This window comes from Kineococcus auxinigenes (assembly GCF_050871525.1).
GTDB lineage: Bacteria > Actinomycetota > Actinomycetes > Actinomycetales > Kineococcaceae > Kineococcus.
Window position 1 is genome coordinate 12,628 of the sequence record NZ_JBKBCT010000025.1, and the last position, 20,524, is coordinate 33,151.

At 76.2% G+C, this 20,524-nt stretch carries 19 protein-coding genes; 7 read left to right on the forward strand and 12 right to left on the reverse strand.

All coding sequences use genetic code 11. From position 1 onward, the window contains the following. Positions 1-4 precede the first annotated feature (4 nt). Together ACRYR9_RS09175 and ACRYR9_RS09180 are read left to right on the forward strand one after the other, a co-directional pair. The gene (locus ACRYR9_RS09175; RefSeq protein WP_432491027.1) at positions 5-1,765 is read left to right on the forward strand and encodes an ABC transporter ATP-binding protein; all 1,761 of its coding nucleotides are present in this window, start codon (positions 5-7) and stop codon (positions 1,763-1,765) included. Next, on the forward strand, positions 1,762-4,620 hold the full coding sequence (locus ACRYR9_RS09180) for a family 78 glycoside hydrolase catalytic domain (RefSeq protein ID WP_432491025.1): 2,859 nt from the start codon (positions 1,762-1,764) through the stop codon (positions 4,618-4,620). The genes ACRYR9_RS09175 and ACRYR9_RS09180 overlap by 4 nt, the downstream gene beginning before the upstream one ends. 6 nt (positions 4,621-4,626) lie before the next feature. Here ACRYR9_RS09180 and ACRYR9_RS09185 read toward each other — a convergent pair whose 3' ends face one another. From ACRYR9_RS09185 to ACRYR9_RS09215, 7 genes are all read right to left on the reverse strand, one after another. Beyond that, positions 4,627-5,046 carry a hypothetical protein gene (locus tag ACRYR9_RS09185; protein ID WP_432491023.1) on the reverse strand — a complete coding sequence of 140 codons (420 nt, stop codon included), beginning with the start codon at positions 5,044-5,046 and terminating at the stop codon, positions 4,627-4,629. A gap of 82 nt (positions 5,047-5,128) precedes the next feature. Further along, the gene (locus ACRYR9_RS09190) at positions 5,129-5,758 is read right to left on the reverse strand and encodes a response regulator (protein ID WP_432491021.1); all 630 of its coding nucleotides are present in this window, start codon (positions 5,756-5,758) and stop codon (positions 5,129-5,131) included. Continuing rightward, the gene (locus ACRYR9_RS09195; RefSeq protein ID WP_432491019.1) at positions 5,755-7,017 is read right to left on the reverse strand and encodes a sensor histidine kinase; all 1,263 of its coding nucleotides are present in this window, start codon (positions 7,015-7,017) and stop codon (positions 5,755-5,757) included. Before ACRYR9_RS09195 ends, ACRYR9_RS09190 begins: the two co-directional genes overlap by 4 nt. A gap of 9 nt (positions 7,018-7,026) precedes the next feature. After that, entirely contained in the window at positions 7,027-7,764 is a 738-nt protein-coding gene (locus ACRYR9_RS09200; protein WP_432491017.1) for an ABC transporter permease, read from the reverse strand. Next, positions 7,761-8,675: an ABC transporter ATP-binding protein gene (locus ACRYR9_RS09205; protein WP_432491015.1), complete on the reverse strand. Its 915-nt coding sequence runs from the start codon at positions 8,673-8,675 to the stop codon at positions 7,761-7,763. Before ACRYR9_RS09205 ends, ACRYR9_RS09200 begins: the two co-directional genes overlap by 4 nt. Before the next feature lie 162 nt (positions 8,676-8,837). Further along, positions 8,838-9,470 (reverse strand): dihydrofolate reductase family protein, encoded by a 633-nt coding sequence (locus tag ACRYR9_RS09210; RefSeq protein ID WP_432491013.1) that lies wholly within the window; start codon positions 9,468-9,470, stop codon positions 8,838-8,840. Next, on the reverse strand, positions 9,467-10,501 hold the full coding sequence (locus ACRYR9_RS09215) for an EamA family transporter (protein WP_432491011.1): 1,035 nt from the start codon (positions 10,499-10,501) through the stop codon (positions 9,467-9,469). The genes ACRYR9_RS09210 and ACRYR9_RS09215 overlap by 4 nt, the downstream gene beginning before the upstream one ends. Before the next feature lie 39 nt (positions 10,502-10,540). Here ACRYR9_RS09215 and ACRYR9_RS09220 point away from each other — a divergent pair, with 39 nt between their 5' ends. Further along, positions 10,541-11,077, forward strand: a complete 537-nt coding sequence (locus ACRYR9_RS09220; RefSeq protein ID WP_432491009.1) for a CGNR zinc finger domain-containing protein — start codon at positions 10,541-10,543, stop codon at positions 11,075-11,077. 30 nt (positions 11,078-11,107) lie between these two features. Here the strand turns inward: ACRYR9_RS09220 and ACRYR9_RS09225 are convergent, their stop codons facing one another. Continuing rightward, complete coding sequence (locus ACRYR9_RS09225) at positions 11,108-11,476, reverse strand: VOC family protein (protein ID WP_432491007.1); 369 nt, start codon at positions 11,474-11,476, stop codon at positions 11,108-11,110. A 75-nt stretch (positions 11,477-11,551) separates the two neighbouring features. On the opposite strand from ACRYR9_RS09225, the gene ACRYR9_RS09230 reads away from it, so the two are divergent. Then, positions 11,552-12,013 carry a MarR family winged helix-turn-helix transcriptional regulator gene (locus ACRYR9_RS09230; RefSeq protein ID WP_432491005.1) on the forward strand — a complete coding sequence of 154 codons (462 nt, stop codon included), beginning with the start codon at positions 11,552-11,554 and terminating at the stop codon, positions 12,011-12,013. A gap of 63 nt (positions 12,014-12,076) precedes the next feature. On the opposite strand, the gene ACRYR9_RS09235 is transcribed toward ACRYR9_RS09230, so the two are convergent. Then, positions 12,077-14,476 (reverse strand): glycoside hydrolase family 9 protein, encoded by a 2,400-nt coding sequence (locus tag ACRYR9_RS09235; protein WP_432491180.1) that lies wholly within the window; start codon positions 14,474-14,476, stop codon positions 12,077-12,079. 231 nt (positions 14,477-14,707) lie between these two features. Between ACRYR9_RS09235 and ACRYR9_RS09240 the strand changes: the two genes are divergently transcribed. Next, positions 14,708-15,094 (forward strand): PadR family transcriptional regulator, encoded by a 387-nt coding sequence (locus ACRYR9_RS09240; RefSeq protein WP_432491003.1) that lies wholly within the window; start codon positions 14,708-14,710, stop codon positions 15,092-15,094. Then, a complete protein-coding gene (locus ACRYR9_RS09245) occupies positions 15,091-16,128 on the forward strand; it encodes a hypothetical protein (RefSeq protein WP_432491001.1) in 1,038 nt (345 codons plus the stop codon). The genes ACRYR9_RS09240 and ACRYR9_RS09245 overlap by 4 nt, the downstream gene beginning before the upstream one ends. Here ACRYR9_RS09245 and ACRYR9_RS09250 read toward each other — a convergent pair. Both ACRYR9_RS09250 and ACRYR9_RS09255 read right to left on the reverse strand, forming a co-directional pair. After that, positions 16,096-17,106 carry an L-idonate 5-dehydrogenase gene (locus ACRYR9_RS09250; RefSeq protein ID WP_432490999.1) on the reverse strand — a complete coding sequence of 337 codons (1,011 nt, stop codon included), beginning with the start codon at positions 17,104-17,106 and terminating at the stop codon, positions 16,096-16,098. The two genes, ACRYR9_RS09245 and ACRYR9_RS09250, sit on opposite strands and share 33 nt — an antisense overlap. A gap of 16 nt (positions 17,107-17,122) precedes the next feature. Further along, a complete protein-coding gene (locus ACRYR9_RS09255) occupies positions 17,123-17,890 on the reverse strand; it encodes a glucose 1-dehydrogenase (protein WP_432490997.1) in 768 nt (255 codons plus the stop codon). Between the two features lie 70 nt (positions 17,891-17,960). Here ACRYR9_RS09255 and ACRYR9_RS09260 point away from each other — a divergent pair, with 70 nt between their 5' ends. Continuing rightward, on the forward strand, positions 17,961-18,899 hold the full coding sequence (locus ACRYR9_RS09260; protein ID WP_432490995.1) for a DUF368 domain-containing protein: 939 nt from the start codon (positions 17,961-17,963) through the stop codon (positions 18,897-18,899). A 48-nt stretch (positions 18,900-18,947) separates the two neighbouring features. On the opposite strand, the gene glpK is transcribed toward ACRYR9_RS09260, so the two are convergent. Beyond that, positions 18,948-20,519 (reverse strand): glycerol kinase GlpK, encoded by a 1,572-nt coding sequence (gene glpK / locus ACRYR9_RS09265; RefSeq protein WP_432490993.1) that lies wholly within the window; start codon positions 20,517-20,519, stop codon positions 18,948-18,950. Between the last annotated feature and the right edge of the window lie 5 nt (positions 20,520-20,524).

A 20,524-nucleotide genomic window follows, 5' to 3' on the forward strand; every position in this document is an offset into this window, starting at 1 on the left:
TTCGGTGACCGCTCCACCGCCGGACCGGCTCCTCGACGGGGACCGTCCGCTGCGCTCGGCCCTGCGCCTGCTGGGCACCCACCGCCGGCGGGTCGCCGGGGCCGTCGCGTTCATGGCGGTCAAGGAGACGCCGCTGTGGCTGATGCCGGTCATCACCGGCAGGGTCATCGACGTGCTGGTGGCCGGCGGCCCGGTGCAGCGGCTGTGGCTGTGGACGGCCGTTGCCGTGCTGGCCCTCCTGCAGAACTACCCCTGCATGGTGCAGTACACCAAGCGCTACATGGGGGCCGTGCGCACGATCGGCGCCGACCTGCGCAACGCGCTCGCCGAGCGGCTGCAGAACCTGTCCATCGGTTTCCACACGCGCGTGAGCAGCGCAATCGTGCAGACCAAGGTCGTGCGCGACGTGGAGAACGTCGAGCTGATGTTCCAGCAGATCGCCCACCCGCTGCTGTCGGCGACGATGGTGGTGCTCGGCGCCGTGGTGGTGACCGCCCTCGCCATCCCGCAGTTCCTGCCGTTCTACGCGCTGACGATCCCCCTGGCGGTCCTGCTGCGCTACGTCCTGGCCAAGCGCTCGCGGCAGCGCAACGAGGAGGTGCGCCGCGAGGTCGAGCGGTTCTCCGCCCGGGTCGGGGAGATGGCCACCCTCATGCCGATCACCCGCGCCCACGCGCTGGAGCGCACCGCCGCCGAGCGGGTCGCGGCCGGTGCCCGCGAGGTGCGCGAGGCGGGTTTCCGGCTGGACGTGCTCAACGGGCGCTTCAGCGCGCTGTCGTGGGTGAGCCTGCAGCTGCTCGGTGTGCTGTGCCTGGTCCTCGCCGCGTTCGCCTCGCTCACCGGCGCGCTGGAGATCACGCCGGGGCAGGTGGTGCAGCTGTCCTCGTACTTCACCCTGCTGACCGGCGCGGTGACGAACCTGCTCATGCTGCTGCCGGTCGGTGCCCGGGGGATGGAGTCGATCCGCTCGATCGCCGAGGTCCTGGCCGAACCGGACCTGGAGGAGAACGAGGGCAAGGACGCCGTCGACGCCGTGCACGGCGCGCTGGCGCTGCGGGACGTGCGCTACCGCTACCCGGGCGCCGCCGACGACGCGCTCGCCGGCGTGACCCTCGACGTCCGGCCGGGCGAGACGGTGGCGTTCGTGGGTTCCTCCGGCTCGGGCAAGTCGACGCTGCTGAACCTCGTGCTGGGTTTCGTGCGCCCCACCGGCGGGCAGCTCCTCGTCGACGGCACCGACGCGGCCACCCTGGACCTGCGCACCGTGCGCCGGCACGTGTCGGTGGTCCCGCAGGAGTCGGTGCTCTTCGAGGGCTCGGTGCGCGAGAACGTCACCTACGGCCTGCCCGGCGTCGACGACGAGAGGGTCCGCCGGGCCCTCTCCGACGCCAACGCCGCGGGTTTCGTGGACGCCCTGCCGCACGGCTGGCACACCGTCGTGGGCGAGCGCGGTGCCCGCCTGTCCGGCGGGCAGCGCCAGCGCCTGGCCATCGCCCGCGCCCTGGTGCGCGACCCGCAGGTGCTGCTGCTGGACGAGGCCACCTCCGCGCTGGACGCGGAGTCCGAGGCGGCGGTGCAGCAGGCGCTGGCCCGTCTCATGCGCGGGCGCACCACGCTCATCGTCGCCCACCGGCTGTCCACGGTCCGTGCCGCGGCCCGGATCGTCGTGCTGGACCGGGGCCGCGTCGCCGAGAGCGGCACCCACGAGGAACTGCTCGCCACCAGCGGCCGCTACGCCGAGCTGCAGCAGGCGCAGCGGCTGTGACCGCACCGACCGCACCCCTGGAGGACCGACCCGTGGAGCACCTCGTGCAGGACGCCGGACCGCTCGCCCCGGTCCACCTGACCGTCGACGACCTGGTCCGCCCGCTGAGCGCGGGCCCGGCGCCGCGCTTCGGGTGGCTGCCGCAGCACCCCGGCGGTGACCAGGTGCAGACCGCGTACCAGCTGCGCCTGCTGGACGCGGTGACCGGGCGGCTGGTGGCCGACACCGGCCGGGTGAGCTCGCCGGAGTTCCAGGGGGTGCGCTGCCCCGTCCCGGACCTGCCGGCGGAGCAGGCGTTCACCTGGACGGTGCGCACCTGGGACCGCGACGGCGTCGTCTCCCCGTACGCGCCCGAGGAGGGTTTCGACACCGCGCCGACCGACCGCGACTGGTCCGGGGCGCAGTGGGTCCGGCGCGTGCCCGCGCCGCCGGCGACGGGGTCGGCCACCACGTCCCTGGACGCCTACGACGACTACACGCTGGCCCGCGCCGAGGTGGACGTCCCCGCCTCGCCCGTGGTGCGGGCCCGGGTGCACGTCGCGGCGAGCAAGCAGTACGAGCTGCACCTGGACGGTGCGGTCGTCGCCCGCGGCCACGCGTTCGGCTACCCCTCGGAGGGGTTCTTCCAGAGCACCGACGTCACCGCGCACGTGCGCGCGGGGACCCGCCTGGCGATCGGGCTGGTCTACCACTGCTGGGTGGGCACCTGCCAGGGGAACCCCCCGGGCCCGGACGCCCACCCGTCGGGGTTCCTGCTGAAGCTCGTCGCCGACCACGCCGACGGTTCCCGCACCACCGTCGTCAGCGACGGGACCTGGCGCGTGGCGCGCGCGCCGCAGTGGTGCGCCCCCGAGGTCGACGACGTGCCCGGCAGCCCCCGCCGGTACACCGAGCGGTACCGCAACGACGACGCCGGCGACTACTGGGAGGAGTACGACGCCCGCGCCGAACCGCAGGGCTGGGACCGGCCCGGCTACGACGGCCGGGGCGCGCGCTGGGAGGAACCCGTCGTCGTGGGGGAGCACCCGCTGCCGCCGCCCGCCGACGGCTCGCCGGAGTTCACCCGGCTGCACGCCCAGGAGGCCCGGCTGGAGCGCACCGCGCGCGAGGCGGTGTCGCTGACCCGGCTGCCGGACGGCTCCCTCGTCGCGGACCTCGGGCAGGTGGTCTCGGCCGTCCCCGTGCTGCGGTTCCGCCGCGGCGTCGCCGGCCGGCGGGTCCGGGTCCTCACCGGGTACGCGCTGGACGCCGGCGGGGGCGTGGCCACCGACCGAACCTCCACGCAGGGCAGCCGCACCTGGTTCGACCTGGTGCAGCGCGACGGCGAGCAGGAGGTGCGGCCGTTCACGTACTGGGGTTTCCGCTACGTGCAGCTGCCCGCGGACGCCGTGGTGGGTGAGGAGCTGACCCGCGCCGACGTGCGCGCGGTCCTCCAGCACACCGAGGCCCCGCACCCGGCGACCTTCTCCAGTTCCGACCCGGTGCTGGACGAGGTGTTCGAGCTGATGCGGCACTCGGCGCTGGTGTGCGCCCAGGAGCAGTTCCTGGACACCCCCACCCGGGAGAAGGGGCAGTTCACCGCCGACGCGATCAACATCTCCGCCGCCACCACGGCGGCGTGCGGGGAACGCGCCCTGACCCGGCAGGCGATCCGCGAGATCTGCGCCTCCCAGGCGCGGTACTGGGACGAGGGGGAGTTCCGCGGGCGGGTCAACGCCGTCTACCCCAACGGCGACGGCCCGCGCGACATCCCCGACTTCACCGAGATGGTCCCGGGCTGGGTGTGGCAGCACCACGTCGAGACCGGGGACCTGGACCTGCCCGGGCAGGTGTACCCGGCGCTGGTGGAGATCGGCGAGTACGTCCAGCGCGCCACCGACCCGGCCACGGGGCTGGTCACGGCGCTGCCCGGGGGCGGCTCGCGGGGTCGGGAGAACGCCGTGTACCGGCAGGGGATCGTGGACTGGCCCGCCGCCGTGCGCTACGGCTACGACTGGGACGGGACCCTCGACGGGGTGCGCACCCCCGTGAACGCCTGGGCGGTCGACGCGCACGCGTCGCTGGCGCGGCTGGCGCGGGCGCTGGGGCGACCGGCGGACGAGGTCGCCCGCCACGAGGAGCGTGCCGCGGCGCTGGTGCGCGCGGTGAACTCCCGGCTGCGCCGCCCCGACGGCGCCTACGTCGACGGCCTGGCCCCCGACGGCACCCCCTGCGCCCACGCCGGGCAGATCTCCAGCTCCCTGCCGCTGGCGTTCGGGTTCGTGCCGGAGGCGGACGTCGCCGCGGTCGCCGACCACGTGCAGTCGCTGGGGATGAACCAGGGGCCGATGACGGCGCACCGGCTGCTGCAGGGCCTCGCCGCCGCCGGGCGCACCGACGCCGTGCTGCGCCTGCTCACCGATCCGGACGCGGACGGCTGGGCGAACGTCCTGGCCCGCGGCGGCACCTGCTGCTGGGAGCAGTGGAACCCCGTGGAGGACCAGAGCCTCTCCCACGGCTGGGGCGCGCAGGCCGTCGTGGACGTGCTGGAGGTGCTGCTCGGGGTGCGCGTCGCCGCGCCGGGGGCGGCGGTGGTGGAGGTGCGGCCCCCGGTGTGCGCGCTGCGGCGGGCGGCGGGCACCCGCTGGACGCAGCGCGGGCCGGTCGGGGTGCGCTGGTCGCGCGAGGAGGGCGCCGGCACCGAGCTGGAGGTGCGGGTGCCGGTGGGGGTCAGCGCCCGCGTCAGCGTCCCGGCCGACTCGCGCGGTGCGCGCGGCGAGGGCCGCCCGCGCCTGCTCGAGGAGGGCGCGGGCCGCGTGACCTACCTCGTGGGCAGCGGGACGAGCGTGTTCGGCCGTGCCGCCGCAGGCGCTTGAGGTGCCTCACGCCTCCTGGCGCGGGGAGCCGGGGCCGGGTCGGGGGGCGTGGTGCGGCGCGGTCTCGTCCAGGGCCTGCTGCACCCCCTCGGCCGCGCGCAGCGCCAGCGCGCCGCCCGCGGCGGTGAGGACCGCGGCGACCACCTGCCCGGCGGTCCCGAGCGCCTCGACGCCGGCCACGAACGGCACCACGGCCGCCACCGCGGCGAGCGCTCCCAGCAGGACGCGGCGCGAACGGGGGTGCGCGGTGAGCGCGGGCGGGGCCAGTGCCGGCAGCACCAGCAGGGCGGCGCCCAGCACGGCCGCGGTGGCGAGGAGCGTGCCGGGCGCGCGCACCGCGCCGGCGACGGCCGTGGCCGCGTAGGCGGCGCCCCAGGCGGCGGGCAGCAGTGCCGTGCCGCGCACCGCACCGCCGGACCCGTCCACGACGCCTCCCTCCTGCGAGGAGAACCCCGGGCGGTGCCCGGCGTCAAGGGCCCCGCACCCCCTGCCGAGCGTGGCCGCGCCGTCAGGGTCCGAGCAGCCCCCGTTCGTAGCCGACGGCGACGGCGGCGGCGCGGTCACCGACGCCGAGCTTGTCGTAGACGTGCTGGAGGTGGGTCTTCACGGTCGCCTCGCTGATGAACAGCAGGCGGGCGCACTCGCGGTTGCCGGTCCCCCGGGCGACCATCCGGAGGACCTCGAGCTCGCGGGGGGACAGCAGGGGTTCGGCCGCCGCGGGCGCGCGCATCCTGGCGAGCAGGCGCGAGGCCACCGCGGGGGCGAGCACCGAGCCCCCGCGGGCCGCGGTCCTGATGCCGTGCAGGAGCTCGTCGACCGGGGCGTCCTTGAGGAGGTAACCGGTGGCGCCGGCCTGCACGGCTCGCAGGACGTCGTCGTCGGAGTCGTACGTGGTGAGCACCAGGACCCGCGCCGGGCTGGCGCGCCGGGCCAGCTCCTCGATCGCCGCGACCCCGTCCCCGCCGGGCATGCGCAGGTCCATCAGGACGACGTCCGGGGTCAGGGCCAGGCTCCGCGCCACGGCGGAGGGGCCGTCGGACGCCTCGCCGACCACCTCCAGGTCGCTCGAGGCGTCGATGACGCCGCGCAGCCCGTCGCGGACGACGGGGTGGTCGTCGACGACCAGCACGCGGATCACACCGGGACCCCGTCCGGGCGGGCGGGGCCGGGCAGGCCCGGTCGGTCGGCGTGCGTCAGCGGCACCCGCACCGACAGCGCCGTCCCCCGCCCGGGGGAGGACTCGACGTCGACGGCCCCGCCGAGGGCGCCGACGCGCTCGCGCATGCCGACCAGCCCGAGGCTGCCGGGGGGTGTCGAGGACGGCTCGAAGCCGCGGCCGTCGTCGCGCACGTCCAGCGCGACGACGTCGTCCATGGGGGCCAGGGTGACCACGACCCGGCGGGCGCGGGCGTGCCTGGCCACGTTGGCCAGCGCCTCCTGCGCCGCGCGCAGCAGCGCCACCTCCACGGCGGTGGGCAGGCCGGCCGGTTCCCGGTCCACGACCAGTTCGGCGGGGGTCCCGGTGTCGCCGGCCCACCGCTCCACGACCCCCCGCAGGGCCGGGACCAGGCCGTGCTCCTCCAGCGGTGCCGGGCGCAGGTCGTGCAGGGAGCGGCGCGCCTCGGCGATCGTGGACCGGGCCAGCGCGGCCGCCCGGTCCAGGTGGGCGTCCGCGGCGGCGGGGTCGCTGCCGCAGCGCTGCGCGGCCTGCACCTGGGTCAGCACGCCCACCAGGCCCTGGGCGAGGGTGTCGTGGATCTCCCGCGCCAGCCGAGCCCGCTCGGCGGAGGCGCCGGCGTCCCGCGCCCGGGCGACGAGCCGCTCGTGCAGCGTCGCGTTCTCGGCGGCGGCCGCCTCCAGCGCGAGCACCGCCCGGCGGCGCGTCTCGCTCTGCTCCAGCGCCCACCGGCTCACGCTGCCGGTGCCGCCGATCACCACGGTCTCCACCAGGACGACGACCGACACGACGGCCCACCCGGTGCCGTCGTCGGGCAGCCCACCGGGCAGCAGGTTGACCAGCAGCGCGAAGGCGAGGACGCCCGGCACCCCGCGCCGGTCCATGGTCAGCACCGGGGCGGCGACGAGGCCGGCGATCGCCGCGAGCACGAACACCGGGTCCAGCAGGACCAGCCCGGCGTGCAGGACCCACGACCCCGCCAGGTAGCCGGCCACCGGCCAGCCGGGTCCACCGCGCCGGGTCAGCCACCGCCACCCGAGGTGGCCCCACGCCCCGGTGACCAGGGCCAGCGGCGCGAGCACGGCCCACCGCACCCCGCCGGGGTCCAGCGCGACGTGCAGGAGGACCGACGTGCCGAGCAGCGCCAGCGGCAGCGCGGCGAGGGCGCGCTGGACGCGAGCGTCCAGGACACCGACCCGGCCCAGCGCACGACCCGCCACGTCGCCCCCTCACTCCCAGCTGAAGGCTCGCACGGCCACCGCGCCCGCGACCAGCGCCGTGCCGGCCGGCGCGAGCAGCTGGGAGGCCGGCACGGGCACCCCCGCCCACGCGTGCAGCAACCCGTCGACGAGCGCGCCCAGCGGCGAGTGCAGTCCCACCACCTCCAGCCATCCGGGGAGCGCCTCCAGCGGGACCCAGACGCCGGCGAGGAAGAGGACCGGCATCAGCAGCGCGGGCCCCAGGACGGCGTTGGCCCTGACCGAGGGGGAGATCGCCGCGATGAGCAGGCCCACGGCGAGCAGCGCGAGCACCCCCAGGGCGGTCACCAGCAGTGCGGTGCCCGGGGACGCCGGCACGGGCAGCCCGACGACGGTCAGGGTCGCGACGGCCAGCGCGGTGGTGGTGACGAGCACCGCCGCCAGGTGCACCACGAGCTGGGCGAGCAACAGGGCGCCGGGTGAGGCGGGGGTGGTGGACAGCCTCCGCAGCACCCCCGTCTCCCGGTGCAGCACCAGGGTGCTGGGCAGGCTGAAGAAGCCGACCACGCCCAGCAGCAGCGCCACCGCCAGGGCCGGGGCGAAGGCCGCGGAGTCCCGGCTCGTGGTCGAGGCCGGGTCCGCCGGGTCGAGCAGCAGGCCCAGCGCCAGCAGCAGGCCGAGGGGCAGCACGACCACGAAGGCGAGCGCGGCGGGCTCGCGCACCATCAGCACCGCCTCGGTGCGGGTCAGGGCGGACACCTCGCTCACCGGGCCACCTCCTGGTCCGTCAGGCGCAGGTAGGCGTCCTCGAAGCCGACCCGGCCGACCTGCAGCTCGGCGGCGGTGCTGCCGTGCTCGGCGAGGGCCGCCAGCACCGCCTGCACCACGGTGGCCGTCCCGCGCACGGTCCAGCGCTCGCCCTCGCGGCGCACCGAGCGGACCGCGGGCAGCGCCTCCAGGACGCCGTCGTCCACCGGTGGCAGGGGACGGAAGGTGAGGCTGTGCTCCACGCCGTCGCCGGCGGCGGCGGTGAGCTCGGCGGGGGTGCCCGTGGCGCGCACCCGCCCTCGGGTGAGGACGGCGACGCGGTCGCACAGGTCCGCCACCTCGTCCATCTGGTGGCTGACCAGCACCACGGTGCTCCCCTCGCGGCGGACGTCGCGCACCAGCTGCCACAGCCCGCGCCGGGCGGCGGGGTCCAGCCCGGTGGTCAGCTCGTCGAAGACCACCAGCTCCGGCTTGCCCAGCAGGGCGAGCGCGACGGAGACGCGCTGCTGCTGGCCCCCGGAGAGCCTGCCGAACGCGGTCCGCTCCGTGCCCGCCAGACCCACCCGCTCCAGCACCTCCCGCCAGTCGGCGGCGCGCGGGTAGAAGGAGGCGTACAGCGCCAGCACCTCGGCGACCCGCAGCCGCGGCTGCACCCGGCACGCCTGCAGCTGGGCGCCGACCCGCTGCACCACCGCGGCTCGATCGTGCACCGGGTCCAGGCCCAGGACGCGCACGCTGCCGCGGTCGGGCCTGCGCATGCCCAGCAGGCACTCCACCGTCGTGCTCTTGCCCGCCCCGTTGGGGCCGAGGACCCCGAACACCTCCCCCTCCTCCACGGACAGGTCGACCTCGTCGACCGCCACCGCCGACCCGTACTCCTTGTGCAGCCCCTGCACCTCGATGACCGGCACCGTCCCCACCCCTGTCGTCGTCGCGGACCCGCTGACGCCTCCAGGCTGGCGATCGGCGGTGCGCCGCGAATCGCTCGACGGGTGGGGGCGCCGGCCGCCGGGGATGAGCCGGGGGTCAACCGTCCGGTGGACCCCCGGGGCGAGCGGGTGGCGGCGACGGCGTCACGCCCGGCCGGGCGCAGCCCCGTCGCGCAGCACCCGGTACCGGCACACCAGCACGCCGGTCGGGCTCGTCGTCGCGGACACCAGCTCCAGCGGCCGCGCCCGCCCGTCCGCGGGGAAGACGCGCTTGCCGCCGCCGAGCAGGACGGGGTTCAGCGCCAGCTGGTACTCGTCGACGAGGTCGTGCCCGGCCAGCTGCGTGGCGAGGGAGGCGCTGCCCATCACCTGCAGGACCCCGCCGTCGCCCGCTCCGCCGCGCTCGCGCAGCGCGCGCACGGCGCCGATCGCGTCGTCGGCCGGCAGCAGGTGGGAGCCCTGCCACGTCAGGTCGGCGGGGGTCAAGGTGCGCGAGGCGACGTGCTTGGGGATGGAGTTCATCCGGTCGGTGAACTCGTCGCCGTCGCCGCCGCGCTCGGGCCAGGCGGCGGCCATGGTCCGCCAGGTGCGGGCGCCGAACAGCAGCGCCTCCGTCTCGCCCATGAGGGCGTCGACCGCCCCGCCCAGCACCTCGGGGTCGAAGTGCGGCATCGACCAGCCGCCGTGGGCGAAACCGCCGTCGGTGTCCTCCTCCGGCCCGCCCGGTGCCTGCACGACGCCGTCCAGGCTCGTGAACTCGCTGACGACGATCCTCATCGCTGCTCCTCCGTCTCCTGCGCCACCACGTGCCCCTGGGACCGGCGCGGGTGCGGGAACTCATCGTCGGGCCCGGGGCCGGCGGGTGCCGAGGGGGTGCGCCGCTCGGCGGTCTTGACGACGACGACCCCGGCGAGCACGAGGGCGCCGCCGGCGAGCTGCACCGCGCCGGGGCGCTGGTCCAGCAGGAGCGCGGCGAAGACGACCGCGGCGAGGACCTCCAGCAGCGCCAGGAACGAGGCGACCCGCGAGCCGAGGCGGCGCCCGGCCGCGACGCCGGTGGCGTAGGCGAGGGCGGCGGTCACCAGCCCCAGCGGCAGCAGCGGGACCCACCACGCCACGCTCCCCGGCGCGTAGGCGACCGTCGCGGTGGCGAACCGCACCGGCAGCAGCCCGACCAGGGCCAGGGCGCCCAGGGCCGTCGCGCCGACGGCGAGCCCGCCGCCGGCCAGGGCGAGCGGCGGCAGCCCGGTGCCGGTGTCGGCGGAGATGAGGAAGTAGGCGGTGGCGCCGACCATCGCGCCGAACGCCCACGCGACGCCGGTCAGCGCCAGGTCCGCCCTGGAGAACAGGTCCAGCACGAGCACGAGGCCGCCGGCGGCCAGCGCGGCGCCGACCAGGGTGGCCGGGGCCGGGCGGCTGCCGGTGCGCAGCCAGGTCCAGGCGACCACGGCGACCGGGGCGGTGTACTCGATGAGCAGGGCCGGGCCGACGTCCATCGTCGCCACCGCGGAGAAGTAGCAGAACTGCGCCCCGGCCACGGCGAGGACGCCGTAGAGGACCACCGTGCGCCAGGAGCGCCGCAGCGCGCCCCACCGCCCGCGCAGGCTCAGCGCCGCGGCGGGGGCCAGCGCGAGGGCGGCCAGGCCGATCCGCACGAGGACCACGGCGCCGGGGGTCCACCCGGTGTCCAGCAGTCCGCGCGCGAGGGCGCCGGAGAGGCCGAAGGAGGCCGCCGAGGCGACGGCGAGGGCGACACCGCCGGTGCCGGCGGGGAGGGCGTGCCGGGTGTCACCGGTCATCGCGGTCATGGCAGATGACAGTAGGGACGGTTCACGTAAGGTGTCAACGTGGTTTTCGCCCATGACACCGAGGCTGCGCTCCGGTCCGCCGTCGCCCTCGTCAACACCGCAGTGGAGCCGGACACCCTCACCGGCGTCGAGGACCTCGACGCCTGGTACGACGGGCACGGCTACACCGGCCGCCGCGACGGCGACGCGGCCGAGCTGGCCGAGGTGCGGGCGCTGCGCCCCGCGCTGCGCGAACTGCTGGTCGCCGACCGCGACCGCGCCGCCGTCCTGGTCAACGACCTGCTCGCCGACGCGCGGGCCCTGCCGCGGCTCGTGCGCCACGGGGACCAGGACTGGCACCTGCACGCCGTCGCCGACGACGCCCCGCTGACGCGCCGCGTCGCGGTGGAGACGGCCATGGCGGTCGTCGACGTCGTGCGCACGGGGGAGAGCTCGCGCCTGTCCGTGTGCGCCGACGACGGCTGCGACGGGCTCGTGCTGGACCTCAGCCGCAACCGGTCCCGGCGCTTCTGCAGCACCGCGTGCGCCAACCGCAACGCCGTGGCCGCCTACCGCGCGCGCCGGCGCTCGCGGTAGGGCCCCGCCCGGGCGCAGCGACGTGCGCGCTCACGCGCCGTCGTGGACGGTGACGGCGTAGCCGTCGGGGTCGGCGAAGGTGAAGGTGCGCCCGAACGGCCCGTCGGCCGGGGCGCTGAGGATCGGCGTGCCGGTGGCGGTCAGGTCGTCGTGCAGCCCCTGGGCGTCGTCGGCGCGCAGCCACAGCGCGACGCCCAGGCCGGGGCGCGCGGCGGCGTCCAGGTCGACGCCGGGCAGCGGCTCGCGCACGGCGAAGGGGATCGGCGCGGTGTCGAAGACGACCGCGTGCGGCGGGCCGGAGGGTGCGCGGCGCAGGCCCAGGCGCTCCTCGTAGAAGGCGGCGGCGCGCTCCAGGTCGCGCACCTGCAGCGCCAGGAAGTCGGGTCCGGTCACGGTCACGTCGGGCTCCTCTGGTGTCAGGGACTTGACATGCGGAGTGTGCGCCGAACCGTCGAGGTGTGTCAAGCTCTTGACGTGAGTGGGGACGAGACCGTGGGGCCGCTGGGGGATTCGGTCGGCTACGCGCTCAAGCGGGCCGCCGCCGCGCTGCGCGGCGCGATGGAGGCGGCGCTGCGACCGCTGGAGCTGACCGTGCCGCAGTACGCGTGCCTGGAGCTGCTCGGGCAGCGCCCGGGGCTGTCCAACGCCGAACTGGCGCGCGGGGCGTTCGTCACCCGCCAGGCCACGAACGGCGTGCTGCGCGGCCTGGAGGAGCGAGGGCTGGTCACCCGCCCCGGCACCGCCCCGCACGGCCGGGCGCTGCCCGCGGAGCTGACCGCGGCCGGGCGCGAACTGCTGCGCTCGGCGAGCACCGCCGTGCGCGCGGTGGAGCGGCGGATGCTGGAACCCCTCGAGGTGGGCCGGCAGGAGCGGTTCCGCGAGGACCTCGCCGCCTGCACCGCAGCCCTCGGCGAGCGGCGTCTCGAAGGTCCGTGACGCGCGGCGCCCCGCCGCCCGGCACGGTGCCGGACGACGGGGCGCGTCGCGGAGTGGGGCCCGTCAGCCGCGGGGTCCGCCCCCGTGGCCGTGGCCGTGGCCGTGGCCGTGGCCGCGCCCGGAGTCGCCGCCGCGGTCCTGGTCGGCCACGAAGGACGCCACCCACGCCATCGGCGCGTTCCAGTTGATCGTGATCTCGTTGGTCGACCACGAGCCGATGTCGTCGACGTAGCAGAACTGCGCCACGCAGCCCTCGGGGAACAGGGCCGCGGTGATCGGGTCACCGCTGGTGGCGGTCGGCGAGTACGGCCCACCGGCCACCGTGCCCGCGGGCGGGTTCGGCAGTGCCGGGTCCAGCTGGTTCGCGTACATCCGCGAGTGCTGGTTCTGCGAGTACACGTCGCCGTAGCCGGTGATGTAGGAGTTGTTCAGCGCGTTGCGGCCCAGCAGGTAGTCCATGCTGCGGACCACCCCGTCGCGGTAGGCGTCCTTCCCCGTCAGGTCGAACGCGGTGCCCAGCACCTGCTGGTTGTTGAGGATGGCGCTGTTGGAGCCCCAGGCGTACTGCCCGTCCTCGGGGGCGTAGGCCTGCCCGAACGGCTGGCTCGCCTGGGCGGCGAGGAGGCGGTCGGCGGCCTCGGTCACCGAGCGCCGCACCTGCCGCAGTTCGGCCTTGTTCAGCCGGCTGGGCACGGTGGCCAGGTCCATGCGGGCCAGGGCGCCCACGTTGCCCCAGTCGAAGCCGCCGGCGGGGAAGACGTCGGCGGTGTGGACGGGCGAGCGCAGGACGTCCTTGCGGAACTGAGGTTCACCGGTGGTCAGGTACAGCTCCGCGGCGGCCCAGTAGAACTCGTCGGACACGTCGTCGTCGTCGTACGGCCCGCTGCCCGGGTTCGGGTCCAGCGCCGCGTCGGGTGCCGGGGCGTACAGCTTCGGGTTGGCCTGCGCCGCCGCGTAGGCGGTGCGGGCCGCGGCGAGCAGCTGCTCCGCGAACGCCGGGTCGTGCTTCGCGAACAGGCGCGCGCCCTGCGCGGCGGTCGCGGCCACGTTCAGCGTCGCGGCGGTCGAGGGCCGGTACAGCACGCGCGGCTGCGGGTCGGTGGCCGGGTCCTGCGGCAGTCCGGTCCAGTCGACGTCGGCGACCTTGTGGAACACCATCCCCTCGAGCGGGCGGCCGGGCTGGACCTGCATCTTCAGGAACCACTCCAGCTCCCAGCGCACCTCGTCCAGGACGTCCGGCACGCCGTTGCCGGACTCGGGGATGGACAGGGTGCCGTCGGCCAGCGCGCCGCGGTCCGCGGTGGGTGCGTGCAGGCTGCGCTCGTACTGCTGCAGGAGCTGCGCCACCGCGATGCCGCCGTTGACGACGTACTTGCCGTGGTCGCCGGCGTCGTACCAGCCCCCGGTGACGTCGGTGGTGTAGTCGCACGTCCAGGGCTCGTCACCCTGCTTCACGAGGATCTTCTGCGAGTCGTCGTCCAGGCTCTGGCACGGCACCGCGGTGTCGCCCTGGTTCGGGGCGACGCCCACGTGGCCGGCCTCGCGGCCGTAACCGGGGGCGAGCTCGTCGGAGATCGGGGTGCCGCTGCGGTTGGTGTAGAAGAACGTCATCGCGTCGTCGCGCAGGCGCTCGTAGGCGGCCTCGCCGATGTCGAACGGGTGGCTCGTCTCGCCGTCGGCGACCAGCACGTACTCCTCGCCGGCCTTCGCGTAGCGGCTGAAGTCGATCGTGTGGACGTTCAGGCCGGCGCTGGGGTCGACGCCGCGCGGGGTGGTCCTGCCCTTCGCGACGGTGGCGCCGGCGGAGTTCTTCAGCTCCCACGGCAGGGCGCCGGTGGCCTCGGTGACCACGGTGGCGCCCTTGGGGCCCTCGGGCAGGTACGCCTCCTGGTTGACCCGCACGCGCGGGCCGGTCTCGGGCACGTACGGCGGGCGCTCGGCGCCGCCCTCGAGCACCACGTCGTCCACGCACAGCGTGTACGCCACGGGGTTGACGATGTCCTGCTGGAAGGCCAGCTGGGCGTTCGGGTAGTCGCGGTCGGCGGTGAAGTAGTACTCGTACGTGCCGAACGCGCTCTCGAAGAGAGGTTTCACGGCGGGGAGGAACTGCTGGTAGTTGACGTCCGCCCCGCCCTGCACGACCACGCGCACCGGTCCCTCGGTGGCCGGGGTGCTGCGGGCGCGGAAGCTGAGTCGGTAGGTCTCGCCGGCCACGAGCGGGACGTCCTGCTGGATCGCCGCACCGTAGGCGCCGGTACCGGCGGGGACGGTGGTGCAGCCGGCGCCGTCCTGGACGGACTCGGCGGGGTAGATCGTCCAGCCGGTGGTGCCCTGGTCGAAGCCGCCGTTGGTGATCTGGTCGGCGGCGTGGGCCGCCGAGGGCGTGAGCAGGAGACCTGCGGGGACGAGCAGTGCGGTGGCCGCGGTCAGCGCGCGGGCGCGGCGCTTCCGCCGGGGGTGCATCGGCACGGGGTTCCTCCTCGTTGAGAGCGCTCTCACAGCGCGCGGACAGCGTCACCCACTGCTTCCCGTCTGTCAATGCGACCCCGCCCCCTCCCGCGGTGATCCCGCCCCCTCCCGCGGTGATCTTGCACTGTTGAGCGCTCAACCGCGCAAGATCACCGCGGGAGGGGGTGGCGGTCGTCGTGCCGAGGACTAGTCGACATCTCGACTAGTTCGTGCCACGATCAGCGGGTGGACGTGGACGGCGGGAACCCCGACTGGCAGCGCGGCGTGCTGAGCACCTGCGCGCTGGCCGTGCTGGCGCGCGGCAGCGCCCACGGGTACGCCGTGGCCCAGCAGCTGCAGGCCGCCGGCGTCGGCCCCGTCAAGGGCGGGGCGCTGTACCCGGTGCTGAACCGCCTGGAGCAGGACGGGGCCCTGACCTCCGCGTGGCAGGAGGGTTCCGGCGGCCCCGGCCGCAAGGTCTTCACCCTCACCGAGGCCGGGCGCGCCCGCCTGGAGGCGCTGCGCCGCGGCTGGCAGCCCTTCGCCGCGGCCGTCGCGGACCTGCTGGACCCGCACGACACCTCCCCGCCGGCCACCGCGGCCGCGGGACGAGCAGGAGGGAGCACCTCGTGAACGCACCGGTGCAGCAGCGCTGGCCCCGCCCCGCGGACGAGCGGTGGGGCGACCGCCTGCGGTTGCGGCTCGCCGTGGAGCACGGCGTGCCCGCCCCCGTGGCCGAAGAGGCCGTGGCGGAGGCCCGGCTGGCCTGCTGGGAGTCCGGCCGCCCCGCCGAGGAGCTGTTCGGCGCCGCGGACGAGCACGCCGCCGAGGTCGCCCGCGAGCGCGTGCCCGTCGAGCGGCGCGCCGCCGTCGACCTCGACGGCACCTCCCCGCGGGACCGCTGGGCGACCCTGCTGCTGGGTGCCGGCTCGGGCGGGCTCGTCGGCGGCGTCTCGCTGCTGGTGGCGCAGGGCTGGACGACGGCCGTCACCCCCGCGGGGCTCGCCGTGCTCGCCGCCACCGCCGTCGGGCTGGCGGGCGCGGCGTGGGGCGTGCTGGAGCGCCGCGCCGGACGGCTGGGTCGCGGCTGGGCGTGGATCGCGGCGGGCGCCGCCGGGCTCGTCGCCTGCGTCGCCGCCGCCGACGCGCTGCGGGACCGCCCGGCGCTGGGGGAGCTGCCCGTGCCGCTGGTGCTGCTCGTCTCCCTCGCGCTGGTCGTGGCGGGGGCGAAGCTGCCGCAGCGCCCCGCGACCCTCGACGCAGGCGCCGCCGGTGACCCGGACGAGTGGTTCGCGCGCCTGGCCGGCCTCCTGCGCGGGCGCTACCACCTGAGCCGAGCCGACGCGCGAGCCCGCGTCGAGGAGGCCCGCGGCTACTGGCGCGACAGCGGCAGCGCCCACCCGGGCGACGAGTTCGGCACGCCCGAGGTCCACGCCCTGCACCTGGTGGAGGACTCGCCCGAACCCCGCCGCCGGCGAGTGCGCCTGCAGGCGTGGTCCTGCACCGCCCTGGCCGCGCTCTGCGCCGCCACGGCCGTCCGCACCGCGCTGGAGGAGGGGTTCGGCGGTGAACTGCTGTGGCGGGCGGCCGTGGTGGCGGTCGTCACCTGCCTGGCGGTGGGGGCGTGGCGCCGCTCAGCGCCCCAGCGAGACCAGGACCTTGCCTGAGAACTCCGAGTCCGCCGCCACCGCGAACGCCTCCGCGGCCCGTTCCAGCGGGAACTCGTGGGTGACGACCCGCTCCAGCGCCGGGTTCGCGGCCAGCACCCGCACCGCCTCGTCGATCTCGCCCGCGAAGCGGAACGTGCCGCGCAGCTGCAGCTCCTTGGACACCAGCGGTGCCAGGTTCACCGGGCGCGGCTCGTTCGGCACCATGCCGACCTGCACGACGACCGCCGCGCGCCGCGCCGCCAGCAGCGCCGCGCTCACCGCCACGGGAACACCGGAGCACTCCAGCACCACGTCGAAACCCTCGCGCTCCACCTCCTGCTCGCCGATGCGGACGGTGCCGTGCACACCCAGGGCGCGGGCCCGCTCGAGCGGGCCGGGCAGCACGTCCGTGGCGACGACCTCGCCGGCGCCGCGCTCCAGCGCGGCGGCCGCCACCAGCAGCCCGATCGGCCCGGAACCGGACACCAGCACCCGCCGGCCCGCCACGTCCCCGGCGATCGTCACCGCGTGCAGCGCCACCGCCAGCGGCTCCGCCAGCGCCGCGGCGCGCAGCGACAACCCCTGCGGCAGCACGCGGACCATCTCGCGGTCCACCACCAGGAACTCGCTCATCCCGCCCTGGGTGTGCGGCCACGTCGAGGCGCTGCCCAGGTAGGAACCGCCCGGGCGCAGGTGCGGCAGGTCCGCCAGGCCGTCCGCGGGCGGGCCGAACACGGCCGGGTGCACCGTGACGGGGGTGCCCGGCGCCAGTTCCCCGGACGGGTCGGCGTCGACGGTGCCGGAGACCTCGTGCCCCGGCACGAGGGGTTCGCGCACCACGTACTCGCCGTTCGCGCCGTGCGCGAAGTAGTGCAGGTCCGAGCCGCAGATGCCCGCGTACGCCATCCGCAGCCGCACCCGCCCCGGCGACGGCTCGGGAGCCGGGAGCTCCTCCTCGCGCAGGTCGCCCGCCCCGTGGATCCGGATCGTCCTCACCTCGACCGCCTCCCTCTCACAGCACCGACGTCATGCCGCCGTCGACGACGACGTTCTGCCCGGACACGTAGCTGGAGGCGTCCGAGCACAGGTACAGCAGCGTCCCCAGCAGTTCCTCCACCCGGCCCCAGCGGCCCGCGGGGGTGCGCTGCTCCACCCACGCGTTGAACTGCTCGTCGGCGACGAGCGCGGCGTTCATCTCGGTGGCGAAGTACCCCGGGGAGATGGCGTTCACCTGGATTCCGTGCTGGGCGAGGTCCGCGGCCATGCCCTTGGTGAGCGAGGCGACCGCGCCCTTGGTGGCGGTGTAGGGGGCGATGGTGCGCCGTGCCAGCACCGACTGCACCGAGGCGATGTTGACGACCTTGCCGGAACCGCGCGCCACCATGTGCGGCACCACCGCGCGCGAGACGTGGAACACGCTGGAGAGGTTCGCGGCCACCAGGTCGTCCCAGTCGGCCGCGGCGAACTCCTGGAACGGCGCGCGCCGCTGGATGCCGGCGTTGTTCACCAGGACGTCCGGGGCGCCGTGCTCGGCGACCAGCGCCTCCACCGCCGCGGCCACGGCCCGCGCGTCGGTGACGTCGAAGCTCACCACCGCCGGGGCCGTGCCGGTGTCCGCCGCGATCTCCTCGCGGGCCGCCTGCAGTTGCGCGGCGTCGCGCCCGTGCAGGACGACGCGGGCGCCGGCCCGTGCCAGACCGCCCGCCATGGCGCGGCCCAGACCGCGCGAGGACCCGGTGACCAGCGCCAGCCGGCCGGTGACGTCGAACAGGGAGCTCACCCGGTGAACACTGGCACACCGGCCGTCGCGGGCGCCCGGGGCCCGGCCGCGCGTCGCCTACCGTGTCCGGGTGACCGCCACCGCCCCGCCCTCGCCACCGTCCTCGTCCAGCAGGCGCCGGCTGCCAGCCGACGTCGTGCGCGGCGCCCTCATCGGCAGCGCCGAGGTCGTCCCCGGCGTCAGCGGCGGCACCCTCGCCCTGGTCACCGGGGTGTACGAGACGCTCATCGGCGGCGCCGGGCACGTCGTCACCGCCGCCCGGTACGCCGTGACCGGCCCCCGCGCGCAGGCGCGCGCGGAGCTGGCCCGGGTCCGCTGGTCGGTGGTGCTGCCCGTCCTGGTGGGCATGGCCGCGGCGGTCGTCGTCGGCTCGTCGGTGCTCGAGCCCGTCGTCACCGAGCACCCCGTGGGCTCGCGCGCGGTGTTCCTCGGCCTGGTGCTCGCCTCGCTCGCCGTGCCGGCGCGCATGGTGGGGCGCTGGTCGGCGCCCCTGGTGCTCGTGGCGGTGGTCGCGGCCGTCGCGGCCTTCCTGCTCACCGGCCTGCCGGCGGCCTCCGCGCAGGAGCCGTCCCTGCTGGTCGTGGTCGTCGCGGCGGCCGTCGCGATCTGCGCGCTCGTGCTCCCGGGCGTCTCCGGCTCGTTCCTGCTGCTGACGGTGGGGCTGTACCAGCCGACGCTGCGCGCGGTGGCGGACCGCGACCTCGCCTACGTCGGCGCCTTCGCCCTGGGTGCGGTGATCGGCCTGGCCTCCTTCGTGCGCGTGCTGCAGCACCTGCTGGAGAACCACCGCGCCGTCACCCTGGCCGTGATGACCGGGCTCATGGCCGGTTCGCTGCGGGCGCTGTGGCCGTGGCAGGGCGAGGACCGCGAGCTGGCCGGCCCCTCCGGCGACGTGCTGCCCGTGGTGCTGCTCGTCCTGGCCGGCGCCGCGCTGGTCGTGGTGCTGCTGCTCGTCGAGGAGCGCCTGCAGCGCCGCGCCGCGGGCGCGGCGAGCACGCCCGTCCGCTGACACCCGGCCCCCCGGCCCCCTGACCCCCTGGCGGAACCCGCCGGGGGGTCAGGGGGCCTCCTCGTGCCGCACCCACCCGAAGGTGCGCCGCACCGCTTCCTGCCAGTCCGCCCAGCCGCGCTCGCGCTGCTGCGGCGCCATCGCCGGCGACCACTGCCCGGCGCGGTGCCAGCGGCGGCGCAGCGCCCCGGTGTCCGGCCAGAAACCCACCGCCAGGCCCGCCGCGTACGCCGCGCCCAGCGAGACCGTCTCGGACACCATGGGCCGCACCACTGGAACGTCCAGGACGTCCGCGATCGTCTGCATCAGCAGGTTGTTCGACGTCATGCCGCCGTCCACCCGCAGCGAGGCCAGGCGCAGCCCGGAGTCGGCCTCCACGGCCTCCACGACCTCGCGGGTCTGCCAGGCGGTGGCCTCCAGCACCGCGCGCGCCACGTGCCCCTTGGTGACGAACGAGGTCAGGCCGATGAGCAGCCCGCGCGCCTCCGCCCGCCAGTGCGGGGCGAACAGCCCGCTGAAGGCGGGCACGAAGTAGCAGCCGCCGTTGTCGTCGACGGTGCGGGCCAGCGACTCCACCTCCGGGGCGGTGGAGATCAGGCCCAGGTTGTCGCGCAGCCACTGCACCAGGGCACCGGTCACGGCGATGGAGCCCTCCAGCGCGTACACCGGGGGCTCGTCGCCGATGCGGTGCGCCACCGTCGTCAGCAGCCCGTGCGAGGAGCGCGGCACCTCGGTGCCGGTGCTCATCAGCAGGAACCCGCCGGTGCCGTACGTGCACTTGGCCTCGCCGGGGGAGAAGCACGTCTGCCCGAACAGCGCCGCCTGCTGGTCGCCCAGGGCGGCGGCGATGCGCGCGCCGGGCACCACGGTGCGGGCGGTGCCGTACACCTGCGAGCTGGGCACGATCCGCGGCAGCGCCGCCCGGGGGACGCCGAACTCCGCCAGCAGCTCGGGCGACCAGTCCAGCGTGCGCAGGTCCATGAGCATGGTGCGGCTGGCGTTGGTGACGTCGGTGACGTGCTCGCCGCCGTCGGGCCCGCCGGTGAGCTTCCACACCAGCCACGACTCCACCGTGCCGAACAGCACGTCGCCGCGCTCGGCGCGCCGGCGCAGCGACTCGTCGTGGCGCAGCAGCCACGTCATCCGCGGGCCGGCGAAGTAGGTGGCCAGCGGCAGCCCGCACACCCCGGCGAAGCGGTCCACGCCGCCGTCGGCGGCCATCTCCTCCACGATCGCGGCGGTGCGGGTGTCCTGCCACACCACGGCCGGGCCGACGGGGTCGCCGGTGCGCCTGTCCCAGGCCACGACGGTCTCGCGCTGGTTGGCGATGCCCACGGCGACGACGTCGGCGGGCGTGGCGTCCACCTGCGCCATCGCCCGCGGCACCAGCCGGGTCACGTCCCGCCAGATCTGCGCGGCGTCGTGCTCCACCCACCCCGGGCGCGGGTAGTGGGGGCGGTGCTCGCGCTGGGCGACGGCCACCAGGCGGCCGGCGTGGTCGAACAGGATGCAGCGCGTGGAGGTGGTGCCCTGGTCGATCGCGACGACGTACCCGCGGTGCTCGGGGCGCTGGTCCGCACCGCCCAGCGCCGTGGCCGCCCGCGTCGTCACGCGCGCCATCCTGC